Source organism: Marinobacter sp. AN1 (genome assembly GCF_026013985.1).
Taxonomy (GTDB): domain Bacteria; phylum Pseudomonadota; class Gammaproteobacteria; order Pseudomonadales; family Oleiphilaceae; genus Marinobacter; species Marinobacter segnicrescens.
Window position 1 is genome coordinate 4,044,259 of the sequence record NZ_CP110342.1, and the last position, 25,889, is coordinate 4,070,147.

Here is a 25,889-nt window from a genome sequence, read left to right on the forward strand (position 1 = left end):
CTCAGGAAAAACGCTCACGGAAGTAATCCGGCAGCTCCACCACCTTTTTCTGTCGGAAACTGAAGAACACAAAGCCATACTTGGCGAGGGCAACCGGCTGGCCGCTGGCTGCCTTGGTAACCCGGAACACATAGTCACCGCCATACTTGTTCAGGTCGGTCACCCCGACCTCGAAGCGCAGGATCTCCGGGAAGAAAGATTCGGACTGGTACATGGTGGCCAGGTCGGTGACCACAATACCCACACCATCCACAATCTGCTCCTGAAGCCCCATCTTCACCATGAACTGCGCCCGGGCCTCGGACAGCATCGAAATCAGCGCATCGTTTCCCAGGTGATTGGCCCCGTTGATGTCGGTAATCCGTACCGGCATGTTGGTGGAGAAAATAAATACCTCATCGGGAAACGACAGTTTGATACGGGCCATGACACAGTAACCGGGCAGGTGGATCGAAAAAGAAGGTGCGCATCATACCCCCATGAGGCCGCCAAATCATCTGGAGCCTTCCGGCAACTTCCGTTATGTTAGGACCTATCGAATGCGCCAAAAACCATAAAAACGACCATCCCCCAAGTTGCAACAGATCAAGGTAACGCCCATGCAAATCCGCCCTGCGGCCACCCTGGCCCTGACCCGGGACTCCTCTGACGGTATCCAGGTATTGCTGCTCCAGCGCACCTGGGATGCCAGCTTCATGCCCGGCTTCTACGTTTTCCCCGGAGGCGCGGTGGACGAAGCCGACCAGCGTTGCGCCGAATACCTCACCGGCGGCGATGACCGCTCGGTGAGCCATGACCTCGGCCTCGACGCGGGCGGCAGTCACTATATGATTGCTGCCATCCGGGAAAGCTTCGAGGAGGCCGGCGTCCTTCTGGCCCTGGATGACAACGGTGATTTCCTGCCCCAGGACCACCCCGTGTTCGCTGACCGCGACGCCATGATCGCCGGTGACCAGACCCTGGCTGGCATCTGCCACCAGCACCAGTTAAGCCTGCCGGTTGACCGGCTGGCCTACCTGGCCCACTGGATCACACCGCCTGGGCCGCCCCGGCGCTTTGATACCCGCTTTTTTGTGGCAGTGATGCCGGACGGACAGACGCCTGCCCATGACCGGGTAGAAACCATTGACCACGTCTGGCTGACCCCGGAACAGGCGATGGACGAGCACCGCCAGGGTACCCGCCTGTTCGCCTCCCCCACCCTGCGGACACTGCGCATACTGGCTGGCTTCGACACCACCTCGGACCTGCTGCGCCATGCCCACTCACAGCCACCTGCGCCGGCCCCGGACAAGCCCTGGCCGGCAATGCGCCAGGGCAAGCCGGTCTCGGTGGAGCCCGGTACCCCGGCGTTCGATGAAGTCCACAAGGTCGACCCCGAGGGCCGCGGCCACGCCCTGGCGGAAATCGTCCCCGGCGAGCCGGTCCAGCTGGCTGACGGCGTTATTCGGCTTACCTGCCCCAACCCCGGCGCCCTGACCGGCCCTGGCACTAACAGTTACCTGCTCGGCCACCCGGGTGAGGACTGGACAGTCATCGACCCGGGCCCGGCGGACGAATCCCATATGGCCCGCATCCTGGAAGTAACCGGTGGCCGTATCGGCCAGGTACTGGCAACCCATACCCACCCGGATCATTCCCCGGGAGCGAGCTGGCTTCGGGAGCGCACAGGGGCCCCGTTACGAGGCATGCCAGCACCGCCGGAAGACCCGATACAGGACCACGACTTCCGGCCCGATTCGGTGCCGGTGGATGGTGACCGGATCGAAACCGCCGCCGGCACTCTGAAGGTGCTGTTCACTCCCGGCCACGCGTCTAACCACCTGTGCTTCCTGCTGGAGAACGAACGCATGCTGTTCGCCGGTGACCACATCATGCAGGGCTCGACGGTGGTCATTAACCCCCCCGACGGCGATATGAAGGATTACCTGGAGTCCCTCGACCGCCTGCTGATCGAAGAGATCCGCTGGTTCGCCCCGGCCCACGGCTTTCTGATCGGCAAGGTGGAATCGGTGGTCGACTGGCTGATCACCCACCGCCTGACCCGGGAAAAGAAGATCGCCACAGCCCTGGCCGAACATGGCCCCGGCACCCTCAAGGAGCTGGTAAAACACGCCTACGATGACGTGCCAGCCAACATCCATGGCCTGGCTACCCGTTCGCTGCTTGCCCACCTGATCAAGCTGCGCAAGGAAGGCAAGGCCCGGGAAGACGGCGAGGTGTGGGCCTCACTCACCGAGTGACCCGCAGCTCCGCGCCCCGCCAGCACGGCGGGTGCGCGGCGGGCAGGAAGTTCAAGAATCCTGACAATTCGTTGCAAATTCACACCCCAATTTACACCGGAACGGGGTATCAATGGGGTGATCAGGAATCCACCAGCGAATGACAGTACGGTTAAACCTTGGTCAGACCTCTATACCACTGTTTTCGCTTTCGGTTAGCCTACGCCGTTGCCGGATTCAGCGACTGTCCACCCATGGGAGACCCGATGCGCAAACGCCTGACCCAACGCTTGTTACCAGCCTTGCTGGCGGGCCTGACCCTCGCCCCGGTGGCCTGGAGTCAGTCTTCGGGAAGCGCACCGGAGCAAGAAACCACAAACCCGACGCAAACCCGGGATGACGGGCCAGCGGTTATCGACGCGCCTGTCATTGCTTCAGTGGATGCCTCCGCCACTGCCAGCGCCGAAGATGAAGAGGGAGAAGCACCCGCTGTCATCGAATTACCGGAAGACGAATCGGTGGAGGATATCGCGCCCTCCGACCAGGACATCCCCACCAGGGAAGAGCCTCCGGCAACAGCAGGCGACGCAATGGCCCCGGGCGTTACGCATGAGCCCGACACCGCTGACGTTCCTGCGGTGGATACTGCCGCAGATAATCCGCCAGGCACCGTCGAAGTCATTCCCGAGACCAGTCCGGCCCAGGCAAAGCCATTTCGCCTGCTCAGCGGAGAGGTGCTGCCCGGCACCACTGCACGGCTGGCATGGTCTCCCGGCATCCAGATTGCCGGCCTGTCACAGCCCACCCCGGTGCTTGTAGTCAACGGAGACAAGCCCGGCCCGGTCATGTGCATGACCGGTGCAGTGCACGGTGACGAACTCAACGGCATCGAGATTATCCGCCGGGTAATCTACGAACTGGACCCCCGCGAACTCTCAGGCACCGTGGTAGGAATCCCCATCGTCAACCTGCAGGGTTTCCAGCAGGGCAGTCGCTACCTGGCCGACCGCCGTGACCTCAACCGCTATTTCCCGGGCAGTGAAGACGGCAGCCTGGCCCACCGCATCGCCCACAGCCTGTTCGAACAGGTCATCCTTAACTGCGACATGCTGGTGGACATCCATACGGGTTCCCTCAAGCGCACCAACCTGCCCCAGCTGCGGGCGGATATGAACAATCCGGACGTGGCGGAACTGAGCAAGGGTTTTGATTCCATGGTGGTGGTCCACAGCAGCGGCAGCGCTGGCATGCTGCGCACTGCAGCCACCGAGGCCGGCGTTCCTGCGGTCACCATGGAGGTGGGCGAGTCCATGCGCATCCAGGAAGAGCACATCGACGCCGGGGTCAACAGCCTGATCAGCCTGATGGAAAAGCAGGGCATGACCGCCCGTCTGTTCCAGTGGGGTGACCCCGAGCCGGTCTACTACCAGTCCCACTGGGTCCGTGCCAACCAGGGCGGAATCCTGTTCAGCGACGTCAAACTGGGGGCCTATGTCACAGAAGGCACGATACTGGGAACGGTGTCCGACCCCATCACCAACGAACAGTCGGACATCCGCGCCGATGCCGACGGCCGCATTATCGGCATGGCCGTGGACCAGGTGGTGATGGCGGGATTTGCCGCCTATCACCTGGGGTCACGGGCGGAAACCGAAGAAGAAGTGGAGTAGACTGTCGGGCCCGGTGTTCCCCTTATAGAATCGTGACGGAGCAGTACCCGTGGCTCGATATGCAAAGCATCCCCTGGCACTGGCTTATATCGGGCTGGTCCTGACACCCCTGTTCTGGGCCGGCAACGCCGTAGTTGCCCGGGGCGTCGTGGATGATATTCCACCCACCTCCCTGGCGTTCTGGCGCTGGGTGCTGGCCCTGCTCATTATCCTGCCTTTCGGACTACGCGGCGTGCGACGGGAGTGGGCGGTTATCCGCGACCACTGGCACCGTATCCTGATTCTGGCCCTGTTCAGCGTTACCGCCTTCAATACCCTGCTCTACCTGGCCGCCACGACCACAACCGCCATTAATATCGCCCTGATCAACTCCACCATTCCGATCATGGTGGCGCTGCTGGCCTTCCTGCTGCTCGGCGAACGCACCCGGGCCATCCAGGGCCTGGGCATTGCCGTGGCCCTGGCCGGCATGTTGCTGGTAATCGGCCAGGGAACCCTTGGCCGGCTGGTGGGGCTGTCATTCTCGGTTGGGGACCTGATCATGGTTACGGCAGTGGCCAGCTGGGGCGTCTTCTCGGTGCTGTTACGACGCCTGTCCGTTCCCGTGAAAAGCCTGACCTTCCTCACCATGCAGATTGCTTTGGGCACTGCGGTGCTGGCACCGATCTACCTTGTGGACCTGGTGTTCTTCTCCGGTGGCTTCGAACTGTCCCGGACCACCCTGCCACCGCTGGTGTACGTGGCCATTTTCCCCGGCATTCTTGCCTACGCATTCTGGAACTACGGGGTACTCAACGTCGGCCCGGCAAAGTCCGCCATGTTCATGTACCTGACGCCGGTATTCGCCGCCGTGCTGGCATGGGTGTTCCTTGGCGAGCGCCTGGGCTGGTACCACCTGGCCGGCGGCGGGCTGATCCTGGTGGGACTCTGGTTCACCACCCGGAACCCGCCCATAGCCCCGGCCCGGAAAACGGCGGAGTGACCGACCCTACAGCACCCGGTCAGTCTGCAGGTACTGCTCCGGCAAGGAAATACCGTCATCGTACAGGGTGATGCCCGAGCGCAGGCAAACTGACAGATTGCGGTGAGAGGCCTCTGTGTCCACAGGCAGCAGTTCCGCCACCGTCTGCATTTCCTCCAGCAATTCCCGCTCGGTTTCCCTCATGCGGTCCCGGGCGAAATCGCTGATTTCCAGGCCCTGAACAATCTGGTAGCGACCGTAATCACAGCGCACCGGGAACGAGTAGAAAATGCCCTTCTCGATACCATAGCTGCCGTCACTGACAATACCCATACTGACCCAGTCGTTCTCAGGAGTGCCGTTGATCCAGTCGTGCATGTGATTGAGGATCGCCTGGGCGGCCGATGCGGCACTGGAATGCCCCCGGGCCTCGATAATAGCCGCCCCCCGCCTCTGGATCTTGCGGATAAACTGTTCCCGGTACCAGTGCTCATCCACCTGGGCCAGCGCAGGTTCGCCATAGATGGTGGCATGGCCCAGATCCGGGAACTGGGTTGAGGAGTGGTTACCCCACACGGTAATACGCCGGATGCCCCTGGGGTTGGCGCCAGTGTGATTGGCAAGGATACCCCGGGTGCGGTTGTGGTCCAGCCGGGTCAGGGCCGTAAATTGGGCCGGGCTCAGATCCGGGGCGTTGCGGCTGGCAATCAGCGCATTGGTATTGGCCGGGTTACCCACCACCAATACCTTCACATCCCGGTTGGCAAACTCGTTGATGGCACGCCCCTGGCCGGCAAAGATGGGCGCATTGGCAGTAATCAGCTGACTACGCTCCATGCCGGGCCCGCGGGGACGGGCACCAATCAGCAGCACATAGTGGGCGCCGACTACCCCGTCCTCGAAGCGGTCATGCATGCTGATGCTGTGCAGTAACGGGAAGGCACAGTCCTCCAGCTCCATGGCAATGCCCCGCAGGGGCTCCATCGCCCCGGGCACCTCGATAAGCTGCAGGATCACCGGCTGGTCACGGCCAACCATCTCGCCGGCGGCAATACGGAACAACAGGGAATGGCTGATGCTGCCGGCAGCACCGGTCACAGCAATACGCACGGGACGCTTCATGGTCGGGCTCCTTATGTCACGGGAGCCGCAAACCATATCAGGTTGACGCCAAAAATATGAGTCGAATTTCAAAAACGTCCAATTAATGAAGTTAGCTGATTCTCGCCGCCAGTTCATCAAGTACCCGCTGGTGCAGCTCCCGATCCCGCTCGTTGAACAACACGAAACGAATCAGCTGTACCGACGCCAGACGCTCCGCCTCGGCCAGCAGGGTAGCGAACGCCACCCGGGCCGCCGCCTCCAAGGGATAACCAAACGCCCCGGTGGACAGCGCCGGAAAGCCAACAGACTTCAGCCCATGCTGCTCCGCCAGCTGTACCGCATGACGGTAACAGTCCGCCAGCAGGGAATCCGACGGCTCATCCACCCCATACACCGGCCCCAGGCAATGGATAATGTGGCTATTAGGCAGCCCGAAACCCTCGGTCATCACCGCCTCCCCGGGCTGAATCGGCGCCAGCGGCGCACACGCCTCAGCCAGTTCCGGCCCCGCCGCCCGGTGGATCGCCCCGGCCACACCGCCACCGGGCATCAAACGCGCATTGGCCGCGTTGACCACCACATCCAGGTCCGGCTGGTTGGTGATATCGCCCTGGATGCATTCGATCCTGAAACGATTTTTCATCTTGCATAAATCAACCATCATTAACCCCAGCTCTGGAGGAAGATTGCACGGAAGTCTCACGCGAGATGGGGTGGGGGCTTTCGGAGCAGCGCCAGGGATGGCGCGGTCCAAGGTCGGCACAAGGAAGTGCCGTGAATTGGAGCGGAGAAAGCCCCCACCGCAGCTCGCATGCCCCCCAATCTCTAATCAGGAAGTTCGCAGCCCAGCCACCGCCCCCTCAATGTGCTCCATCGCCCCCCGAATCACCCCCAAAGGCGACCCAAGGTTCAGCCGCATAAACCCGCTGCCCTGCTCCCCGAAGGTAATGCCAGGATTCATCCCAACCCCGGCCTGCTCCACCATAAACCGCTTCAGCTCCGGGTCATCCAGCCCAAGGCCCCGACAATCCAGCCAAAGCAGATAGGTCCCCTCCGGGTCCGTTACCTTTACCTCCGGCAACCGCTGCTCCACAAAGCCAAGCACAAAATCCCGGTTGCCGCGAACATAGTCCATCATCTCCGCCAGCCACTCGCCACCGTGGCGATAGCCCGCCTCAAAGGCCGTTACACTGAACGGATTGCACTGCACCATATGCAGCGAATCAAACACCCCGTTCAGCTGCCCCAGCAGGTCCGCCCGCTCCGACACCACCGCAGACAGCCCCATGCCTGGAATATTGAACGTCTTGCTCGGAGCCACCGTGGTAAGCAGCGGATCACCCAGCTCACAGACCGTTGCCAGCATGGTGTGCGCCGGCCGGTCCCGGTAAACCAGATCCGCATGGATTTCGTCAGAAACCACCACCAGCTCGTGGCGACGGGCAATCGCCATCACACCCTCCAGCTCCTTACGACACCACACCCGACCAACCGGGTTATGGGGTGAGCACAGGAACAGCACCTTGTTGGATGGATCGGAAGCACAGCTTTCCAGGTGTTCCAGATCCATCTCATACCGGCCGTCCCGCTCCACCAACGGATTTTCCACCACCCGGCGACCGGCCTTGCGAATACTGCTGAAAAACGGCGGGTACACCGGTGGCTGGATCATGACTCCCTCGCCTGCCTCCGCAAACGCCATGGCGGCCGCATGCAGGGTCGGCACCACCCCGGGGGCCATGCGAACCCACTCCCGCTGAATGGTCCAGTCATGATGCTCCCGGAACCAGTCGATCATGGACTCGTACAGGCTGTCCGGAAACAGCGTGTAGCCATAGGCCGGATGGCGCGCCCGCGCCACCAGGGCATCGGTGACCGCCTGCGGTGCAGCAAAATCGGTATCCGCCACCCACAGGGGAATCACATCCTCCCGCCCGAACACTGCTCTGCGGGCGTCAAACTTTACGGCGCAGGTGCCCTCTCGAGAGAACACCTGGTCAAACGGATTACTCAAGCCTTACGCTCCCAGATCGTAATGTCCGTGAAATTGTACTGGTATTTATTGGTCGTCTCGCGAATGACAAAAGGCATCCGTCCCGGTTCGCCAACCAGGGAGAAATGCTCGCCCAACAGCTCATCCAGCGCATCGCGGGTCGTGTAGTTTTCACCATCCTTCTTGAAACCACCGAGCCACTTCTCACGGGGCGTATGCTCCTCCTGCCAGGTATAGGGGGAGGCCAGCACCAACAAACCGCCGGCCTTAATCCGCCTGTGAATCTCCGCGAGGAAGCGTTCCGGGTCATAGAGCCGATCCAGCAGGTTACTCGCCAGCACAAGGTCATAGCCGGTGAACTGGGGTTTGAGATTGCAGGCGTCCCCCTGCCAGAAGTGAACCTTTCCGGAAACCTCAGCCAGGCCCAACTGATCCAGGTAGCGGGTACGGTAGCCAACCAGCTCTGCCTCATCAACCAGGGTATAACGTAGCGCGCCCTGATCCGCCATGGACACGCCCTGGGCAATAAAACGGGCCGAGAAATCCACCCCGGTGACATGGTCAAAATGCCTGGCCAGTTCGAATGTTGAGCGACCGGAGGCACAACCAATATCCAGCGCGGCAATCGCGGGTCGATCCCCCATGGCGCTGATCGCCAGTTCCGCAATGGCTTTGGGGTAGTTGGGCACACCCAGGTTTTCATCCCCGAAATGAAACTCGGCATATTCCGACAGCAGTTTGTCGGTTTCGTACTGGGTGGCCGGGGGCCGCACCTCGGCTTCGGAGACCACATACCGGAAACCGGCATGCTGGAAGAAGTGACGCCGGAATGCATAGCGGGCCGAGCGCAGGGTCTCGTTGCCACAGGAAATCCAGGACCCGCCCTTGATCAGGTTATGCTGATTATCGAAAGTCGGGGTCGTGAAGTCATCGTAGAGCGGATGCACTTCAAAGCCATCAAATGGATAGGTGGGCGTCTCCACCCACTGCCAGACGTTGCCCACAACATCAAAGAAGTCACCATGACGGAACCAGCTGACCGGACACGATGACGCCCAGTGATCCAGGTGCAGGTTGGCGCCGGCAGACGTGTTACGTGGCACCTCTCCAACGCCAGCGACATCATAGAGGCGATACCACTCGTCTTCCGTCGGCAAGCGTACTGATTGGCCGGTCTCCCGGGCCATCCAGTTACAGAATGCCTTGGCTTCGTGATAGTTGACCTCTGCCGGCCAGTCCCACGGCATCTCGACCTGCTCTGTCATCAACCGCAAATACCACTGGTTGTTCCAGACCCAGAACGTCGGATGGCGAGCTTCGGTAAAGTCCCGCCATTTGCGGCCCTCCTCTTCCCATACCTCGTCGTCCTGGTAACCGCCGGCTTCCACAAACTTCAGGAACTCGCTGTTGCTCACCAGGTATTGGCTCGCCTCAAACGCCGGCACGTCAGCACGGTGTTCACCGTATTCGTTGTCCCAGCCATAGAAAGGGGCATCGAACGGTTTCCCCAGGACAACCTCGCCACCGGGCACTGCCACCAGTGTGTTCTCGGGCGCCTCGCCGGTTTTCGGGCATGGCCGCCAGTCCGGGTCGCTCCGGATGTAGTCCAGCTTGTGCTGGCGAATAAGGACGGACGACGTTTCCAGATGAATCCGCTCATGCTCGATCCCCATCATGATCGGCCACCAGTCACTGCGCCAGTTGATCGGCAGCGTCAGCGGCAGGGTATCGATGAGGTCGAGGACCGCATGTCGGACCTTGTCCCGGTACGCCATGACTTCCGCAACCGAGGGCCAGTCGTAGTGATCATCATCCAGGTCATCCCAGCTCATTTCGTCAACGCCAACGGCGAACGTTGATTCCATGCGGGAATCGATGCGATGCGGCAACAGCTTGGCCAGGACCAGTTTGTTGACGAAAAAGGTCGCGGTATGGCCGAGATAGAAGATCAGTGGATGCCGCAATGGAATGGATTTTTCGAAATAGGCCTCATCCCGGGCAAGGGTGCGGAACAGGGACTCGTAACGGGCCCAGGTGGCCAGGAAATACTCCCTGATCTCGTCCCGCCTGGACTCCGGGTCGCCGGACGCCAGGTCGGGCGTACGCTCGAACAACCGGCTGCGGGTGGTTTCTTCAATGCTCTCCAACATACTCATCACGCATGCTCCTACAATCACTGTCCTTGCTGATACTGTTCGGCATGGCTTTCGGACCATCAAAAGCGATGATCCGTGCGTCGCACCCATGACGGTCCGGCCAGGAAACACTACAATTGCCACCCTACCCTTTACCCTGCTTGCTGTTCCGTTCCCGGAGAATCCATGATAGGCCAGATTGTTTCAACGATGTTGCCCGTCTTCCTCATTGCCGGGTGCGGAGCCCTCTACGGTCGCTATCGATCACCCGACATCCAGAGCATGAACACCGTCAACATGGAGCTGTTCGTGCCCATGCTGGTGTTTGCCGTGCTGGCCGACCAGGAGGCGCCACTGGCGGATTATGCCTGGCTGGCCACCGCCGGCGTGGTCGTTGTGCTGGGTTCCGGCCTGCTGTTGTGGCCCTTGGCAAAGATGTTGCGGCTGAACCTGAAAACCTTCCTGCCGCCGATGATGTTCAACAACTCCGGCAACATGGGCATTCCGCTGATCGTTCTCGCCTTTGGCGAGGCCGCCCTGCCCGCCGCCGTAGTGCTGTTTATCGTCGAGATGATCCTGCATTTCTCGGTAGGCCTGTACATGCTGGACCCCCACACCTCCATGATCCGGCGCCTGCGGGTGCCGGTGGTACTGGCGACCATTGCCGGGCTAGCAGTGAATATCGGGGGTGTGGCCCTGCCGGGATGGCTGATGGAAGCCCTGAATATGCTGGGCGGCATCTGCATTCCGCTGATGCTGTTCACCCTGGGCATCCGCATGCTGGAAGTGGACTTCAGTGACTGGAAGCTGGGCCTGCTCGGCGCTATCGCCAGCCCCGCCAGCGGCCTGGTTCTGGCCTGGCCGTTGATTGCGGTGCTGGACCTGCCCGGCATCCAGGTGGCCAGCCTGTGGGTATTCGCCGCGTTACCGCCAGCGGTACTCAACTATATGGTCGCCGAGCAGTACCGGCAGGAGCCCCACAAGGTGGCCTCCCTGGTACTGATCAGCAACCTGGGCAGCCTGGTGGTGATGCCCATTGTACTGGGACTGGTATTCAGCGCCGGTTACCTCTGAGCATAACCGGCGTCATGGACGCCTCAGGCCTGTCCCGCGCGGAAGAAAGAGACCTCCTTGCGCAACTGGTCTGCCAGGGTATCCAGCTCACGGCTTGAGGAAGCTACCTGCTCGGAGCCGGCGGCAGTCTCTACCGTGGCGTCGTGGATCCGGCTGATGTTGCGGTTCACTTCTTCCGCCACCGCACTCTGTTGCTCCGCCGCGCTGGCAATCTGGGCATTCATATCGTTGATGGCACCCACTTCGTGGCGGATCCGACCAAGGGCTTCCTGGGCCTCTCCGGTCTGAGCCACGGTCTCCCGCGCCAGTTCGCGACTGGTCTCCATGACCGAGACGGCCTGACCGGCACCGGTCTGCAGCTTGCCGATCATCTCCTGGATTTCCCGGGTGGAGTCCTGGGTGCGGGTCGCCAGCGAGCGCACCTCATCGGCGACCACCGCAAAGCCCCGGCCCTGCTCCCCGGCCCGTGCCGCCTCAATAGCCGCATTCAGGGCCAGCAGGTTGGTCTGTTCGGCGATGCCGTTGATCACTTCAATGATGGACTCGATATTGGCGCTGTCCTGGCTGACCTGGCGCACAGTTTCAGTGGCGCCTTCCAGGGTATCGGCCAGGTTACCGATGGCAGCGGCAGTGTCAGCCACTACCCGGTTGCCCTTCTCCACTTCTTCATCAGCGGTGCGGGTGGCAGAGGCCGCATTGCCGGCAAAGCCGGCGACTTCGTTGACGGTGGCTGCCATCTGGTTGACCGCCGCCGCCATTTGCTGGGCCTCTTCGGACTGCAGGCGGATTTGTTCACGGTTATTGCCAGCGGTGTCCATCAGTTCGGTGGCCGCCTCAGCCAGCTGGGTGGAGGCCTGGCGGACCCGCGCCATGGTGTCCGACAGACGGGTGGTGGTTTCCTTCAGGGCACCCATCACACTGTTCGGATACTGGGTATCGATCGCCTGGTCCAGCTGACCGTCTGCCAGTGCGCGGATTGCCTCAGCCACTTCTTCCGGCTCCGCCCCAAGGGTTGCTTTCAGGTTACGAATGATGAGCACCACCACGGCGATGCCCACCAGTATGGCCAACCCGGTGATGATAAAGATCAGGGCCTGGAAGCCGGAGGCTGCATCCTGAACCCGATCGATATCCCCGGCAATGATGTCTTCCTGGTGGTCAATAAATGCGTTTACCCGGGCGAGCCATTCCGTGTAGGCCGGGGACACCTGTTCCAGCAGGAAGACACGGGCCGCCTCGGGGCCTTCACTCTGGCGAAGGGTGACCAGCTGCCCTGTCAGCGCCAGGGTGCGCCGTTCGATGGCCTGGATTTCCCCAAGCAGGCGGGTTTCCTGCTCACTGGCACCGAGTTCATCGAACAGCCGGTCCATCGCCACTGCAGAGTCCTGATAAAAGGCCTTCAGCCGGTCAACATCCTGCAGGTGCGTCTGCAGGTCCGCGTCGTTGCGAACCAGCACGGCATCGCGAATGGCAATGGCCCGGTCATGGACACTACCGCGGAAGTTAATGGCATGGCGCTGCTTGACCGACGCACCTTCGCGCACGTCCATCAGGGTGCGATCCATGAAACCGACCCGGAGGTTGCCAATCACACTGACCAGCACCATCAGGGAAAGAACCACTCCAAAACCGAGACCCAGGCGCCCCGCAACCGATAGCCGACCGAACATGGCAATACTCCGACACCGTAAATTTATTGATCGAGCCTATGAGTTCCCTGAAACTCGAAGATTGGATCAATGTTTCGGGTCAGATTTGTTACTTTTTACATCAGTTTGCAATGCAACCTGATGAGCCCGGCCGGTCAGGCGCCTTTCTGGCCTTCCTGTCCCAGCAGTTTTTTCAGGGCGTCACCACTGAGCACTTCCACTTCTAACAGCTTGTGGGCACCACTCTCCAGTGTTTCCCGGTGGGACTCGAGAATGGCCGTAGCCTGGTTGAAGGCCTGGTCAATCAGCTCCCGAATAGCCTGGTCGATGGCTTCGGCAGTGGCTTCGCTGTACTGGCGGGAACTGTCCAGCCAGCGTTGTTGCAGGTGGGTCTGCCCGGCTTTTTCATAGGTCACCTGTCCCAGGGCCGGGATCATGCCAAAGCGAGTGACCATATCCCGGGCGATATCGGTGGCCTTTTCCAGGTCGTCGGCAGCGCCGGTGGAGGTGGCCTTGAATACCAGGCTTTCGGCGGCGCGACCACCGAGCAGTACGGTCATACGATTACGCAGTTCCTGCTCCGACAGCAGGAAGCGGTCCTCGGTGGGGCGTTGCAGGGTATAGCCAAGGGCGCTGATACCCCGGGGGATGATGGAAACCTTCTGCACCGGATCCACCCCTTCCAGTGACATCGCCACCAGGGCATGGCCCAGCTCGTGGTAGGCCACGGTGCGTCGTTCCTTTTCACTGAGAATCCGGTTTTTCTTCTCCAGGCCGGCCACGATACGCTCGATCGCCGCATTGAAGTCGTCCAGGGTAACCACGTCGGCATTGCGCCGGGTCGCCAGCAGGGCGGCCTCGTTCACCAGGTTGGCCAGGTCGGCGCCGGTAAAGCCCGGTGTCAGGGCGGCAATGTGGTCCAGGTCGGTATCTGCATCCAGCTTGATCTTGCGGATATGCACCTTCAGGATCTGGGCCCGGCCGATACGGTCAGGCCGGTCCACCAGCACCTGCCGGTCAAACCGGCCGGCTCGCAACAGGGCCTGGTCCAGGATCTCCGGGCGGTTGGTGGCCGCCAGCAGGATCAACCCGCTGGACGGATCAAAACCATCCAGTTCGACCAGCAGCTGGTTGAGGGTCTGCTCCTTTTCATCGTTGGCCATCATGGGGTTGGCACCCCGGGCCCGGCCCAGGGCATCCAGCTCGTCGATAAAGATAATGGCGGGGGCCATGCTGCGGGCCTGGTTGAACAGGTCCCGCACCCGGGCAGCACCAACGCCCACGAACATCTCCACGAACTCCGAGCCACTGATGGACAGGAAGGGCACCCCAGCCTGGCCTGCTACTGCCCGGGCCATCAGGGTTTTACCGGTGCCGGGCGGACCAACAAGCAGTACCCCCTTGGGAATGTGGGCACCCAGGCGACTGTAGGTCTCCGGGTCCCGCAGGAAATCCACCACTTCCTGCAACTCGGCCTTGGCTTCGTCCACCCCGGCCACGTCATCGAAGGTCACTTTCGTGTCCTTCTCCATGTAGACCTTGGCCTTGCTCTTGCCAATGGACATCATGCTGCCGCCACCGCCGCCCATGCCGCCCATCCGGCGCAACAGGAAGCTCCACAGCAGCACCAGCAACCCAAAGGGCAGCAGCCATGACAGCAGGGAAGTGAGCCAGGTGTTTTCCCGGACGCCGGTGTAGTCCACCCCGGCCTCCTCCAGCAACGGCACCAGGTCCGGGTCGTCCACCCGGATGGCGCGGATGTTCACCAGGTCACCCTCGGAGGAGCGCAGTCGGCTCAGCTCGTCCGACGTCAGGAACGGCGAGAGCTGGTTACGGGGCACCGAGGCCTTAACCTCTTCGGCGGCAACGGTCACGTCCTGGAGCTCGCCGGACAGGGCCAGGGTCCGGAACTCACTGTAGCGAATGGTCTGTGGCTGGGTGGAAAGCCAGTCCGGCAGCAGAAAAAGCAGCAGCAAAACCCCCACGAAGTACCAGATGGAAAATTGCGTGCGCTTGTCCGGCGTTGGTGTAGGCATGGGTCGCTTCCTGTTGACGGCTCTGACTTTTCAGGGAGTTCCAGTATAGCCTGTTCATCGCAAGCTAACCGGTGATATGCGTCAAACGGCTTTCAGTGGACGGTCACGGCTATCGTTCCTGCACCGGCCACCCCTTGCAAGCCTGGCAGGTTTGACCGATGGTAAACGGAGTCATGGTGTATTCCATTCCCGATACGGAGGTCTGTCAATGAGTGTTCTGTTCCTGATCATCAGTGCCCTGGTGCTGATCTATCTCGGCCTTGGCGGCACGGTAGCTACCGTGGTGCTGGTGGCCGCGACCCTGGCCGGCATGGCCCAGGATGACTGGCATATCCTCAGCATCCTCCTGGGCGGCGGCCTGCTGGCCCTGGCGATGATCATCCTGCACGCTGACGAGCTGCGCCGGGATAAGCTCAGCAAACCCCTGCTGGGCTGGGTAAGGGGACAACTTCCCAAACTGTCCGACACTGAGCAGGAGGCCCTGAAGTCCGGTTCCGTAGACTGGGACGGCGAGCTGTTTTCCGGCCAGCCAGAGTGGTCAAAACTGCTGGATGCCAAGCCTGCCCACCTCTCCAGCGAGGAGCAGGCGTTTCTCGACGGCCCGGTGGAAACACTCTGCGCCATGCTGGACGACTGGAAGATTACCCACGAAGACTACGACCTGCCGGACAAGGTCTGGAAATACATTCGGGAAAACGGCTTCTTCGGCCTGATGATTCCAAAGGAGCAGGGTGGCAAAGGCTTCTCCCACACCGCCCACTCGGAAATCGTGATGAAGATCTCCACCCGCAGCGTGTCCGCCGCCGTCACCGTGATGGTGCCCAACTCCCTCGGCCCGGGCGAACTGCTGATGGAATACGGCACCGATGACCAGAAGCAACACTACCTGCCCCGCCTCGCCAATGGTGAGGAAATCCCCTGCTTCGCCCTCACCTCACCGGTGGCTGGCTCCGACGCCGGCGCCATTCCGGACAAGGGCATTGTCTGCAAGGGCCAGTGGAACGGCAAGGAAGTGCTGGGCCTCAAGGTCACCTGGAACAAGCGCTACATTACCCTGGCACCGGTGGCGACCCTGATCGGCCTGGCCATCAAGGTCTATGACCCCGACAAGCTGCTCGGTGGCGACGACAATATAGGCGTGACTTGTGTGCTGGTCCCAAGGGACACCGAAGGTGTCCATGCCGGTGCCCGCCACCTGCCCATGAATACCGTTTTCATGAACGGTCCTACCTGGGGCAACGACGTATTTATTCCCATGGAACAGGTGATCGGCGGCCAGGAGATGCTTGGCAAGGGCTGGACCATGCTACTGGAGTGCCTGTCCATCGGCCGCTCCATCTCGCTGCCTGCCCTGGGCACCGGTGCCGGCAAGGTCGCCAGCCTGGCCACCGGCTCCTACGCCCTGGTGCGGGAGCAGTTCGGTCGTTCCATCAGCCAGTTTGAAGGGGTGCAGGAAGCCCTGGAGCCCATTGCCGGCTACACCTACATGATGGACTCCGCCCGCCTGCTGACCGCCGGCATGCTGGACCGGGGCGTGCGGCCCTCGGTGCCGTCGGCGGTGCTGAAATACCGCAACACTGACCTGATGCGGGTAGTGATCAATAACGCCATGGATGTGGTCGCCGGCCGGGGTGTCATCACCGGCCCCCGCAACTTCCTGGCGCGGGCCTACCAGGCGGTACCCATTGGTATCACGGTGGAAGGGGCCAATATCCTGACCCGCAGCCTGATGGTTTTCGGCCAGGGCGCGATCCGCTGCCATCCGTTTATCGTGGATGAAATCGAGGCTGCGGGCATGGACGATGAACGGGAGGCGGTGCGCAAGTTTGATGACACTTTCTATCGGCACATTGCCCACACCACCCGCAATGCCCTGCGGGCGCTGGTGCTGGGACTGACCCACGGACTGGCGGAGCCCGCCCCCCGTGAGGGCAACATTGGCAAGTACTACCGGCAACTGGCCAGGTTTTCCGCCGGCTTTGCCCTGCTGACAGATGTCACCCTGCTTACCATTGGTGGTGGCCTGAAAGCCCGTCAGCGGCTGTCCGGCCGCATGGCCGACTGCCTGGTGCAGTTGTACTACGCCTCTGCCGTCATAAAGCAGTGGCACGAGGAAGGCTATCCGGACGATCAGCGGCCCCTGGTGGAGTGGTGCCTGCAAACCTGCCTGAAAGACTTGCAGGCAGCGATGCGGGAGGCGGTGATCAACTTCCCGGTGCCGGCCCTGCGCTGGCCGCTGCGAATCCTGATTTTGCCGCTGGGCGCCACCGGCCTCAATGGCCCGGATGACCGCCTGGGTACGGAAGTGGCGGCGACCATTGTGAAAGACAAACCGCTGCGACAGCGCATCAGCCGGGGGGCCTACTTCAACGACAAGCCCGACGACGCCCTGGGCCGGGTGCTCAATGCCTATCGCCTGGCCAATGAAACCGTGGAGCTGCGGGCCCGCCTGCACGACGCCATCCGCAACCGTGACCCGGAAGAGCTCGGCGGCATTGATATGCTGCTGGGGCATCAGCGCAAGGAACTGGTGGACTGGGCCTGCAAGGAAGGTATTGTCAGGGATGAGGAATGCGACAAGCTGCTGGAGGCCCTGACCGCGCTCTACGACGTGATCCGGGTGGACGCCTTCGATGCGGACGGCCTCAAGGCCCTCTCCCGCTGTGCCAAGGGCAAGCGCAAGGTGGTGGAGCGCCCGGCCAGCGACGACCAGGACACTGAGTCAGTCCTGCCGGAGAAGCCCGCCGGCAGCGGGAACGCCTCCACCCGTGCGACAAAGACCCGCAAGGCTACCAGCAGCAAGGCAAACGGCCGGAAAGCGTAGTCTTCCGGCCGTCAGGCGGGCGTCAAACGTGGGTCAGGGCGTGCCGGCGCCCTGGCCGGTCCAGGTGGGGCACGTTATTGAAGCTCAGCACCCGGCGGGCACTGCGGCCCATAATGACCTCACAGAATGCCGCGTTGCGGAACTGGAAGTTGAAGTGGATGGCGCCCTTCTGGGGGCCTTCGACCAACTGGGTCAGGGCGCTGCCAATCACGCCGCCGGAGGTCACTACCAGCACGGCATCGTCCCGACCCGCACCCTCGCAGGCGTGGCTGATCGCGTCTTCAATACGCTGGCCGAAGTCGCCCCAGGTCTCGTCGACGTCAGTGAGGCGGTCGTCGATCCAGGCCTCGTAAGCCGCCCGGAAGGTGCGCCAGTAATCCTTGAAATCCCGCTTCTGGTGCAGGTGTTGGTCCCCCTGGCCGGTAAAGGCCCGGTACATCATCTCGCCGTCGTACTCATTCAGCCCGGGATGGGTGGAAACGTCGATACCAGCGTGTGCCATGCCCTCAAGCACCCCCTTGGCGGTGTCCTGCTGACGTTGCAGGTCGCCAGCCACCACCCGGTGAAAGTTCAGTTCACGCTCGGCGAAGTATTCCCCCAGCCAGCGGGCCTGCTGCCAGCCAAGCTCGGAAAGTTGATCGTAGTTTGCCTGGCCAAAGGAGGCCTGCCCGTGTCGGACGATAAAGAGTTTTGCCATGGGATACGTGCTACCTGTGTGTGACTGCAAAAGCCACATCCTGCCTCAGCTGTGGTCAGTTGACCAGTCGACCGGTTCAGAAATTGCTGGCCAGCTGCCAGCCGATAAACCCCAGGGTACCGCTACTGAGCACCAGTGCCAGCACTGCCACCACGCCGTCCCGGGCAATCATGGCCAGGCCGAAGGCCATCAGGGCCAGGCCGCCGCCGTTGGCACTGAAGGGTACGAATTCCATCAGCGGCAGGGCCAGTGCCACCACCAGGCAGGCCAGCGCCAGCAGCAGGTTGCCACCCCCGGTCATCAGCCAGGTCAGTCGGGGCCCGGTGAAGCGGTCCAGGAAACGGGCCGGCTTGCGCATCCATGCCAGCCCCTTGTGCAGCTTGTCCCGTGGCACCCGACGCTGGCTCAACCATGCGGGAAGCCAGATGTAATCCCGGCGAAACAGCCGCTGGCCAACGGTAAGAATGACCAGCATCCCCATCAGGGTGGGCACGCCCGGCAGGTCACCAATCAGTGGTGCCAGCACCACCAGTCCGGCCACCACCGCCACGGGACCGAAACTTCGGGTACCGGCCGCATCCAGAATCTCCCTCACCGTTACCCGCCGACCATCACCATCGGTGTCCCGAATCCGGTCCAGCAGACCCTCCAGGCTGTCAAGGCGATGCCCATCGGCAGACCCGGAGTCCTTCGATTGGCTCATTCATTCTCCTTCCGGTTGCCCGCATTGCCGTTTATAACGGGCTTGTCATCGAGCAAGCCACTGTCGATAGCCCGGGCCAGCAACCAGTTTCGTAAAGATCGCAATCCGGGCTCCTGGCGCCGGCTGGCCTTGATGGCGAAATAGAAACTGTCCCCGGTGACCACGCTGTGCAGGGGCAAGCGCACAAAATCGCCGGCATCATCCCGGTTGCTCAGCATATAGTCATTGGTCAGGGCGATACCCTGATGATAACGGGCCGCTTCCAGTGCCAGCAGCATATGACTGAAGTGCTGGACCTGGGCCGTAGCAGGAATGCCCATGTCGGCTTCCGCGAACCAGGCCTCCCAGTCGCCACACGTCCGGTTGTAGATGCTGAAGGTAGATAGCAGCGTGTGCTCCGCCATGTTTTCGGGGGTAAGCACGTTCCCCTCCAGCGCCTGCCAGTATTGACGACTGCACACCGGAAACAGCCGTTCCCGGTATAACAGATCATAGCTGTAGGCGGGTGAATCCGTATTGATGGTAATGAAGCTGTCAGCAACACGGCCGGACAACACCGGGTGCTCACCGGTCATCTCCAGTATCAGCTGGATTTCCGGGTGCTGGCGGTGCAGGTCCGGCAGTCGTGGCACCAGCCATCGCACCGCAAAGGAACTGAATACCGCCAGGCGCAGGCTGCTGTCCTGACGGCCCAGAAGCTGGCCCGTGGCACGGTCGATCTGGACCAGCGCCGAAGAGATGCCCTCCAGGTAGTCCTGCCCCCCCCGGGTCAGGGCCAGGCTGCGACCATGACGTTCGAAAAGGGGTTCACCCAGGAAGGTTTCCAGCTGCTTGATCTGGTGGCTGACCGCGCTCTGGCTAACGCTGAGCTCCTCAGCGGCACGGGAGAAGCTGTTGAGCCTGGCAACTGCCTCGAACACGGGCAGGGATTTCAGGGGTGGCAGTTTCATTATCGAATTTTCTCATAGATGAGCAATAAATATCATTTTATCGGATATTCTTGCCAACCTATACTTCCCCCTTTCACCACACACGCCACTATTAACCAGAGGGAGGCACCATGTCGGGCAAAACCGTCAACAGCGCTATTCTGCTGCTGATCATCGGCAATGCCCTGGCCATTGTGTCCGACGTCTTTATCAAACTGATGGAGCCGGAAGCCCCGGTGTTCCAGTTTGCTTTCCTGCGTAATCTCATTACCGTCCTCCTGCTGATGCCGCTGCTGAAGCGGGCAGAATACGGGCGGTTGTTCGAGGGGTTCGTGGTCCATGCCATTCGCTCCCATGTGTTGCTGGCCGGATTGCTGTGCATGGTAGTCGCCCTGACCACCCTGCCCCTGGCCACGGCCAACGCGGTTTTCTACGCAGCGCCGGTGATCCTGATGGTGCTGTCGGTGCTGGTATACGGTGAGCGGCTCTCACCCCTGAGTGTGCTGGCAGTGATCAGTGGCTTTGCCGGGGTGCTGGTGATCCTGCGGCCGACAGCGCTGGACTTCTCCGCACTATCAGCGCTGGGCACCGCCTTCTGCCTGGCGGTAGCAGCACTGATGGTGCGCCGGCTGCCTTCCGGACAGTCCACGCTGCACAAGCTGTTCCTCAATTCGCTACTGGCCATTCCCGCCAGCTTCGCGCTGGCGATGTGGGAAGGGGCCCCCTGGCGGTGGGAAATCATTGCCAGTGCCGTTGGTTCGGCAGTGTTCATCCTGGGCTACAACGCGAGTGTACTGAAGGGCTACAAACACGTGGATGCCAACCAGGTCACCAGCGCCGAGTACACCGGGCTGATCTGGGCCATCGCCGTGGGCTGGCTGGCGTTTGGCGAAATACCGGATCTGTGGTTCCTTACCGGCAGCCTGATGATTATCGTTCCCCTGGTGCTGATCGGCCTGAACCAGCGCCGCAAGCGCCGCCTGATTCATCGGCGGCCGGGCGCCGAGGCCCAGGGGGCATAAACCCGCGCCCCCAGGGAACCACCCCATTCTCGCCCAAACCGGCAAGGCCTGACCCACGCATAGGTCTTTGAACCGGTTCCCAATTCGGGATACTTAACAGATTTTCACATGAGGTCGGCTGCGCTGAGCAGGCACTATGGCCTCAACAAATACGGAACCGATTTATTCGCAGGAGGCGCCCATGTCCAAAGCCCTGGCCTTTGTTGCAGGCATCGCCGTTGTCATCGCGGCACTGTTGTTCCTGTTTGCCCCGGTTTCCAGCGACCCGGAGTCTGCATCACCGGCACAAACCCCGGAAGCCGGCACCCGGGCAACCGACAACCCTGATACCCGAGAACCACCTGCCGCAGGCCTGGCCGATGCCGGTGTGCCGGATAACGTTTCCCGCTGGCCAGACCCCGAAGCCACCTCCGCCCTGCCAGCGAGGCCCAACAGCCCTTCCCGTAACGCCAGACCCGTGGTTTCCCTGTGGCGTACCGACGGTGACCCTGAAAAGACCGAGGTGGACGGCGTCCCGGCCATTCGTATGGAAGGTGACCAGGAAGCCGCCGCTTCGCTGCACGTGGGGCAGCAACTGGCACTGCAGCTACCGGACCTGGACCGCACCCTCAGCGCCCGCCTGGAAAGCACCCATAACCAGCTCAACGACATCCAGGTATTCCGTGGCCCGGTCAGTGGTGGCCACGAAGACGACAACGTTGTGGTTACCCGGGGCAAGAAATCCACCTATGTGGTGATCAGCACCCGCGAGGGGGTCTACTCGGCGGTCATCGACAACGAGACCGGCGACACCACCCTGACCAGCGAAACCGACATACAGGACAACCTGGCCGGTGAGGATGATGCCATTCCGGTGCCTGGCGTGGAGCAACTGCCACCCTCTGGCTAACCGATATTGCGGTAAGGCGGCGGCTGCTGCCTGCAGTACCTCGAACCCCACGGCGGACAGGAGTACCCGTCGTACAAACACACCCTTGATCAGGGACTGACGCTATGAAACAACCCATTCACTGGCTGGCCGGCCTTTCCCTCGCCCTGGGAAGCCCGCTGGCCCTCGCCAACCAGGTCGACGTACTGGTGTTCTACACGGGCGAAGCCGCCGCAACCTCCTCCGGCCAGGACATCCAAGCCCGCATCGTGTCCTATGTGGAACACGCCAACCAGGCCTACCGTAACAGTGATGTCGACGTACAGCTGCGGCTGGTGGGCACCGAACCGGTACAGGGCAGTTACGGCAGTGTAGATGGCAATGTTCTTGGCCGGTTCCGGTCCGACAGCAACGTCGCCCGCCTGCGTCAACAATACGGGGCGGACCTGGTCGCATTGATCAGCACCCCGCAACGCAGCGGCGCCGGCTACATCTGCGGTGTCGGCTACCAACCCGGCGGCAACGAGAATGCCGGTCGCTTCTATACCAACGCCTCCGCCTATGGCTACAGCATGACCGGCGTCAGCTGCGGCTATAACACCTTTGCCCACGAGCTGGGCCACAACATGTCTCTGGGCCACTCCCATGCCCAGAACTCCTTCGGTTCCGTGTTCCCCTGGGGCCGTGGCCATGGGGTTTCGGGCCTGTTCAGTACCGTCATGGCCTACCCCCAGTCCTACGGCACCCGCAACCACCTGGCACAGTTCGCCAGCCCGGACCAGGTCCGTTGCGAAGGTCAGCCCTGTGGCTCAGACATCAATCGCAGTGATGGCGCCGATGCGGTGACCGCCATCAACCGCCTGGCGGCGCAGGTGGCGGATTTCATGCCCACGGCAGTCATTGACGACGGTGACCCGGAAGAGGAAGAGCCGGATACCGGTAACCCCGGCGATGGCAACCCGGGTGATCCGGACGACGGTGACAACAACGGCGGGGACAACGGTGATGACAACGGCAACGACCCCGAGCTGCCAGTCTGTGACAAGCCGAAGCTGGCCGAGAACAACCTGGTCCGGGCACCGGACTTCAATGAGCTGTCGCCCTGGGGCAGCTTCAACAACGCCGCCAGCCTGACCACCGCCAGCATCAACACCAGCTGTGGCCGCGACAACCTGCTGCTGGTAACGGACCGCACCGAGTATTACGGCGGCCCCGTGCAGTTGATCGAAGATGGGTTGGAAGCAGGTGCACAATACCGGGTCTCCGCGAAGCTGGCGCTGGCCGGGACCGATATCCGTGACGTGGTCCGGATCAGCCTGGAAATCGCTGACAGCCAGGGCACCCACTTCCAGGATCTCCCGGAACTGTCGGTAACCGCCAACGAGTTCAGCCAGTACGACGAAACCTTTACCGTCGCTGCCGAGGGTGGCGTCCGGCAGGCACGCCTGCTGATCGCTGGCCCCGCCGAAGGCGTTGATTTCGTGGCGGATGAAGTCCGGCTTGAGAAGCTCGCCGATGCCCCGGATGACGACGGGGGTGATGACAACAACGGCGGCAATACCACCCTCCTGGAAGAAGGCTTCGAGCAGGGCGGCAACGGCTGGTCCGGTTATATGGGCAGCTGGGTCTTCCGCACCCGCACCGCCAGTGAAGGCAACTTCGGCCTGGCCTCCCTGTTCCGGATGAGCACCAATGCCGGCCCGGTGCTGGAGGCCACAGGGTTGCTGGAAGCCGGCAAGACGTACCAGGCGTCGTTCGATGTGATGCTGAGCAACCGCCGCCAGGCCACGGATGCGGTGGAACTCTGGGCGTGGTACATAGATGACGAAGGCGCCCACTGGCAAAAGCTCGGCGGCGGCCAGGTTGCCACCAACAGCTGGTCCACGATCAACAGCCAGTTCAGCCTGCAGCCTTCCGGCAATATTAACCAGCTGAGACTGCATGTGATGGGCGCCGCCACCTCGAGCCGCATTATTATCGATAACGTCAAACTCGGCCTGTAGTAAAGGCTTTCCGGCTGGCGATGTATCCGCCAGCCGGCAACAGAAGAAGTACTCGGTGACCTCTTGGGCACCCGGCTTCCCTGGCCGGGTGCCCCCTTTTTCCTGATCCTTTCCCGCTCACGCCCACCTCCCCTGACGCAACCCACTGGACAAGCCACCATCCGGCTGTCTAGGATCAGGTTTTGTTTTGCAACCTGATTCCAACCAACACCAACGACAGAACAACAGGCAGGAGCCCCACCATGTATCTCAGCGAACCCAAAACCCTCTCCACCCCACGCGGCACGTTCACCTGGCGCGAGGGCGGTGACCCCTCCGGCGCCCCGGTGGTCATGATTCACGGCTGGCCCGAAAGCTCCTATTGCTGGGAGCACACCGGTCGCCACCTGAAAGAAGGGCTACGGGTGATCGCACCTGACCTGCGGGGCCTGGGTGACAGCGAGCGTACAGAAGGCCAACAGCACTACATGAAACAGGCCCTGGCGGAAGATGTGGTCAGCATGCTGGACGAGCTGGGCATCGGGGAGTTCCAACTGGTGGGCCATGACTGGGGTGGCATCGTGGCCCAGGAAGTGGCCCTGGCGATCCCGGGCCGGATCCAGAAGATGGTGATCATGAACATCGCCATCATCAATAACCTCAAGGGCAACATGGAAGTGATCGAAAAGGTCCGCTCCGGCAGCGGCAAGGCGTACTGGTACCAGCACTTCCAGCAGGCCCCCGGCCTGGCGGAGGCGATGATCCCCGGCAATGAGGACACCTGGATCCGCTTCTTCGTTAACGGCGTGGTGAAACCGATTCCGGAGGACGCTGTGGCCGAATACGTGCGCATGTACAGCATCCCCGGCACCCCGGGCGCGGGCGCCAGCTATTACCGCGCGTTCAAGGAGGATGCCAAGCGCTGGGCCACCCTGTCAGGCCATAAATGGAAAATCCCGAGCCTCTACATCTACGGCAACAAGGACAAGGTGATCATTCCGGAGTACCTGAACCACATCGAGGATTGCTTTGAAGAGATCCGGGTGGAACAGGTGGATGCCGGGCACTTCCTGCAGGAAGAAAAGCCGGAAGAGGTGGCTGGTCACATGAACGGCTTTTTCGACGCCCGCTGAACGGGCATTCCGTAAAGGGCGGTCCTGATGGCCGCCCTACTCTTCTTCGTCCTTCACGCGCACGCTGCCGCCGCCCTGCCCCAGGGCTAGCCGGGCCACCAGGTTCTCGATCCTGGCGACCGCATCCTCGTTACCCTTGCGGCCGGAAAGCACCACCTGGGAACCCACAGATGCCACGTACATCAGCATCGCCAGGTCCTCGGTTTCGCTATCGGCGCTGCCCAGGTTGCGGAACAACAGCTTGTTCTGCTCGACCCGGGCCTGGTCCACCTCCTCGACGATCTCGGCGGCATGGCGGTTACGGCGGGCAAAGTCCCGCACGGCCAGTTCCACCTGTAACCGGCGTACGTTACGGGAGGCGTCAGTCAGCAGCAGTTGCAGCAACTGGTGCAGTTCCTCTTCCGGGTGTTCCCCTTTAGGCCGCATGTAGTCCAGCTCGACGAACCGCCGGTCCCGCCAGCGGTCCAGGAAGCTGTCTACCAGGTCTTCATGGTCCCGGAAATGCCAGTAGAAACTGCCCCGGGTAACGCCGAGTTTCTTGGCGAGCGTGAGCACCCGCAAACTGCCAAAACCACCACTGGCTACCTCACCAGCGGCGGCATCCAGCCAGTCGTCGCGGGTCAACTGGGGCTTGCCGGTTTTTCCGGAGGCCCTGGGGGTACCTTTGGAGTCGGATGCCATAGTCTGCCTGTCGATCGGGTGGCGGGTGTGCCAGTTTGGGTCCTGGAAGGCCAAGGGGCGCGGAGTGTACAACCCCGTTGACCTTTTACGCCAACATACATTACTGTACGGACTCTCCAGACACCAGTGTATGGAATAAAACTCCCCCATTCCATTATCCATAAGGCGCCGAACCGGGGACCGACCTGTCCCGGAAAGAGCCGACA

The 25,889-nt window shown here is 61.8% G+C and carries 20 protein-coding genes; 9 read left to right on the forward strand and 11 right to left on the reverse strand.

Translation table 11 applies throughout. The annotated features are described in order from the left end of the window. Position 1 precedes the first annotated feature (1 nt). Entirely contained in the window at positions 2-427 is a 426-nt protein-coding gene (locus tag LJ360_RS18620; protein ID WP_091852125.1) for an acyl-CoA thioesterase, read from the reverse strand. A 172-nt stretch (positions 428-599) separates the two neighbouring features. Between LJ360_RS18620 and LJ360_RS18625 the strand changes: the two genes are divergently transcribed. The 3 genes from LJ360_RS18625 (at position 600) to LJ360_RS18635 (ending at position 4,874) form a co-directional block, all read left to right on the forward strand. Further along, entirely contained in the window at positions 600-2,243 is a 1,644-nt protein-coding gene (locus tag LJ360_RS18625; RefSeq protein ID WP_091852128.1) for an MBL fold metallo-hydrolase, read from the forward strand. 245 nt (positions 2,244-2,488) lie between these two features. After that, positions 2,489-3,892, forward strand: a complete 1,404-nt coding sequence (locus tag LJ360_RS18630) for a succinylglutamate desuccinylase/aspartoacylase family protein (RefSeq protein WP_264994713.1) — start codon at positions 2,489-2,491, stop codon at positions 3,890-3,892. Positions 3,893-3,941: 49 nt separating this feature from the next. Beyond that, complete coding sequence (locus LJ360_RS18635; protein ID WP_264994714.1) at positions 3,942-4,874, forward strand: DMT family transporter; 933 nt, start codon at positions 3,942-3,944, stop codon at positions 4,872-4,874. A gap of 6 nt (positions 4,875-4,880) precedes the next feature. On the opposite strand, the gene LJ360_RS18640 is transcribed toward LJ360_RS18635, so the two are convergent. The 4 genes from LJ360_RS18640 to ovoA form a co-directional block, all read right to left on the reverse strand. Beyond that, positions 4,881-5,975: a malate dehydrogenase gene (locus LJ360_RS18640; RefSeq protein ID WP_264994715.1), complete on the reverse strand. Its 1,095-nt coding sequence runs from the start codon at positions 5,973-5,975 to the stop codon at positions 4,881-4,883. Between the two features lie 91 nt (positions 5,976-6,066). After that, on the reverse strand, positions 6,067-6,600 hold the full coding sequence (locus LJ360_RS18645) for a macro domain-containing protein (RefSeq protein ID WP_264994716.1): 534 nt from the start codon (positions 6,598-6,600) through the stop codon (positions 6,067-6,069). Between the two features lie 186 nt (positions 6,601-6,786). Then, entirely contained in the window at positions 6,787-7,971 is a 1,185-nt protein-coding gene (locus LJ360_RS18650) for a MalY/PatB family protein (protein WP_264994717.1), read from the reverse strand. Next, a complete protein-coding gene (ovoA, locus tag LJ360_RS18655; RefSeq protein WP_264994718.1) occupies positions 7,968-10,106 on the reverse strand; it encodes a 5-histidylcysteine sulfoxide synthase in 2,139 nt (712 codons plus the stop codon). The genes LJ360_RS18650 and ovoA overlap by 4 nt, the downstream gene beginning before the upstream one ends. 165 nt (positions 10,107-10,271) lie before the next feature. Here ovoA and LJ360_RS18660 point away from each other — a divergent pair, with 165 nt between their 5' ends. Further along, positions 10,272-11,159 carry an AEC family transporter gene (locus tag LJ360_RS18660; protein ID WP_264994719.1) on the forward strand — a complete coding sequence of 296 codons (888 nt, stop codon included), beginning with the start codon at positions 10,272-10,274 and terminating at the stop codon, positions 11,157-11,159. Positions 11,160-11,182: 23 nt separating this feature from the next. On the opposite strand, the gene LJ360_RS18665 is transcribed toward LJ360_RS18660, so the two are convergent. Further along, a complete protein-coding gene (locus LJ360_RS18665; RefSeq protein ID WP_264994720.1) occupies positions 11,183-12,829 on the reverse strand; it encodes a methyl-accepting chemotaxis protein in 1,647 nt (548 codons plus the stop codon). Between the two features lie 134 nt (positions 12,830-12,963). Further along, positions 12,964-14,844: an ATP-dependent zinc metalloprotease FtsH gene (gene ftsH / locus LJ360_RS18670; RefSeq protein WP_264994721.1), complete on the reverse strand. Its 1,881-nt coding sequence runs from the start codon at positions 14,842-14,844 to the stop codon at positions 12,964-12,966. 208 nt (positions 14,845-15,052) lie between these two features. On the opposite strand from ftsH, the gene LJ360_RS18675 reads away from it, so the two are divergent. Next, complete coding sequence (locus LJ360_RS18675) at positions 15,053-17,668, forward strand: acyl-CoA dehydrogenase (RefSeq protein ID WP_264994722.1); 2,616 nt, start codon at positions 15,053-15,055, stop codon at positions 17,666-17,668. Between the two features lie 22 nt (positions 17,669-17,690). On the opposite strand, the gene LJ360_RS18680 is transcribed toward LJ360_RS18675, so the two are convergent. The 3 genes from LJ360_RS18680 to LJ360_RS18690 form a co-directional block, all read right to left on the reverse strand. Then, positions 17,691-18,365, reverse strand: coding sequence for a histidine phosphatase family protein (locus LJ360_RS18680; RefSeq protein ID WP_264994723.1), 675 nt, complete (start codon positions 18,363-18,365; stop codon positions 17,691-17,693). A gap of 76 nt (positions 18,366-18,441) precedes the next feature. Further along, positions 18,442-19,068, reverse strand: a complete 627-nt coding sequence (locus tag LJ360_RS18685) for an exopolysaccharide biosynthesis protein (protein WP_091852161.1) — start codon at positions 19,066-19,068, stop codon at positions 18,442-18,444. Further along, positions 19,065-20,018 (reverse strand): LysR substrate-binding domain-containing protein, encoded by a 954-nt coding sequence (locus LJ360_RS18690; protein WP_091852164.1) that lies wholly within the window; start codon positions 20,016-20,018, stop codon positions 19,065-19,067. Before LJ360_RS18690 ends, LJ360_RS18685 begins: the two co-directional genes overlap by 4 nt. A gap of 110 nt (positions 20,019-20,128) precedes the next feature. On the opposite strand from LJ360_RS18690, the gene LJ360_RS18695 reads away from it, so the two are divergent. The 4 genes from LJ360_RS18695 (at position 20,129) to LJ360_RS18710 (ending at position 25,002) form a co-directional block, all read left to right on the forward strand. Beyond that, positions 20,129-21,019, forward strand: a complete 891-nt coding sequence (locus tag LJ360_RS18695; protein ID WP_091852167.1) for a DMT family transporter — start codon at positions 20,129-20,131, stop codon at positions 21,017-21,019. 181 nt (positions 21,020-21,200) lie between these two features. Then, positions 21,201-21,908 (forward strand): hypothetical protein, encoded by a 708-nt coding sequence (locus LJ360_RS18700; protein WP_264994724.1) that lies wholly within the window; start codon positions 21,201-21,203, stop codon positions 21,906-21,908. Between the two features lie 104 nt (positions 21,909-22,012). Then, positions 22,013-23,890 (forward strand): carbohydrate binding domain-containing protein, encoded by a 1,878-nt coding sequence (locus LJ360_RS18705; protein WP_264994725.1) that lies wholly within the window; start codon positions 22,013-22,015, stop codon positions 23,888-23,890. A 242-nt stretch (positions 23,891-24,132) separates the two neighbouring features. Next, a complete protein-coding gene (locus tag LJ360_RS18710) occupies positions 24,133-25,002 on the forward strand; it encodes an alpha/beta fold hydrolase (protein ID WP_264994726.1) in 870 nt (289 codons plus the stop codon). A 36-nt stretch (positions 25,003-25,038) separates the two neighbouring features. On the opposite strand, the gene LJ360_RS18715 is transcribed toward LJ360_RS18710, so the two are convergent. Beyond that, entirely contained in the window at positions 25,039-25,683 is a 645-nt protein-coding gene (locus LJ360_RS18715) for a TetR/AcrR family transcriptional regulator (protein ID WP_264994727.1), read from the reverse strand. Between the last annotated feature and the right edge of the window lie 206 nt (positions 25,684-25,889).